Annotated in this window: 1 protein-coding gene and 1 pseudogene; both read right to left on the bottom strand. The window is 63.3% G+C overall.

Annotation, left to right across the window (positions count from 1 at the left end; translation table 11 throughout):
• Positions 1-739: 739 nt before the first annotated feature.
• A pseudogene (locus A6745_RS10315) lies at positions 740-1,428 on the bottom strand (DUF3275 family protein).
• A gap of 58 nt (positions 1,429-1,486) precedes the next feature.
• Positions 1,487-1,998 (bottom strand): DUF3577 domain-containing protein (locus A6745_RS10310; protein ID WP_156513351.1); only part of this gene is annotated, 512 nt, incomplete at its 5' end.

Raw genomic sequence — 1,998 nt, 5'->3', positions numbered from 1 at the left:
TGGCGCAAGGACTGGCCCGGCGCGAGCTCACGATGCACGCCTTCGGCCTTGGCCGTCACTTCGAGCACGGACCAAAGGACATTGCCGCGCAGCGTGTGGGCGATGACCTTCCACGCTCGCGCGCTCGGTCTCCTGCGGTGCGATGAGTTCCGCGATCAGCTCGGACCGCGATTGGTGAGAGAAATACCAGCCCATGAGAGCCTCCTGGAAAAGTCAGGCTGGAGGCTTCCCTTCCGGGGAAAGCTCCCAGCGGGTGGTGAAATGCCGTCTATGCGGCGATGGATGCCAGTGCGGCCTTATGAACCGCAACCAGCCGGGCAACAACCCAGTTCGATGCCATGTGAGCAGTAGCCGTGTGCAGCGTTCCAGTCTTGGGTCTCCTGCCGTTCGGCAGGTGTTTCGTAGCCCCATTCCCGTGCGATTTGCAGAGCCTGGGTGCGCTGGTCCTCGGGCAGTTGACGAGCTTGAGCGCCGATTGACGAGCTGAAGCGTTCGACGTAGTAGTCGTAAGACAGCCCGCAGCCCTTGGCTGCTTGTTCAGCCGTGGTGTCGCAGATCGCCCGCCAGGCGGGTTCATCCAGCGGGCGGCATCTGCGGTGGGCTGTGATGGGGTATCGCAAGCGATGGTGGACATGGTGAAAACCTCCAGAAAGGAACTGGAGTCCTTCCCCGCGAGGGGAAGGTGCCCCAGCGGGTGATGAAGAGCACTGCGGATGCGGTGCCCGTGTTTACGCACAAGTCATGCAGGTTGAAGTTCGGCCTCGCGGCTCCACTCCTGCGTCTTGAAGTCCAACGCATAGCGCAGTTCGCCCAGGCGGGCGATCTGCGCGCGCAGGGCGCGGCGGTCGATGGTCGAATCCAGTTTCACGGACTCGCCCAGCGGCCACAGGATGCCGAACAGTGCGGCGTCGCCGTCTTCGGCACTGCCGGAAACAGTGGCAGCAGCAGGCTTCGGCGCATCCACTCCGAAGGGCGTGGTATCGACCAGCGGGTCCGCCGACGCCTGCGTGGGTGCTGGCTTGGCGGGCTTGGATGCTTTGACGGCTTGGTCGGCGTTGCCGCAGGCTGCGCCCCTTGCTCTTCATCGAGCGGATCGACTTCCTGGGTGGCGAAGCTGCGAGCTTCGTCACGGCTCAGTTTGTCGATGCCATTGAGCGTCATGCCGTCGAGGTTGGCGCCGGATTTCTAACCGTGCACCGCCCGCGACCGGATAGGACTTTGCGAAGATGTAGCGAATGACAAAGTCCCCGTCGTACTTGCCTTCGGGTACTGTTCCAGCTCCGCGTCTTTGACCGCGAATTCGCCGATGGGGGTGGTCAGTCGACCGACCGTGAACGGGCCATTCTTGCCGCGGATGGTCCGCAACGTGAGCTGGCCCGGGACGACGATGGGCAGGACTGATCTTGTGGGTGCCGTTGTGGCTGTCATGATGGTTCTCCTTGGGGAAATAGGAAAAAGGCAAGGCCCCGTGAGGGGCCATGCCGGATCAGAACGGATCAGCCAGCGCCGGCTCCTGCTCTTCGACTTGCGCCTCGGGCTCGCGCTCAGCGGACTCGGCGGGTTGTTCGGCAGCGGTGTCGGCAACGTCCTCGGCTTCGGGCGCGAGTGCGTCCTCAGCTTGCGGCGGCTCGGCTTTCGCCTGGCTCGTCGGATAGACCTGGACGCCATCGATCTTGATCAGACCGATGTGGACCAGTGTCGATTCGAGGTTCGCACCCGGTTCCCCGGCGCGCTCGCCCTTGGTGCGGATGTACGGATCGATCTTCATGTCGTTCAACTTGAAGCTGATCAGCACCTTGCGGTTCCCTTCGATGGCCTGGATGCACCGGCGAACCAGATGCTCGGCTTCAGGAGTGGCGACGATGGTGTCGAAGTACCGGTACTCCGGTTCATCGACGGGCCCGTTCAGGGCGGCGATGGTGCACGACAGGAAGGGATCGCCATCCTTGGGGGTGACGTCCTTCACTCGGCTGAGGTAGCCGATGCCACGGGTGATCA

The sequence above is a fragment of the Bordetella ansorpii genome (assembly GCF_900078705.1).
GTDB classification, from domain to species: domain Bacteria; phylum Pseudomonadota; class Gammaproteobacteria; order Burkholderiales; family Burkholderiaceae_B; genus Bordetella; species Bordetella ansorpii_A.
This window is presented reverse-complemented; position numbering and strand designations above follow the sequence as displayed.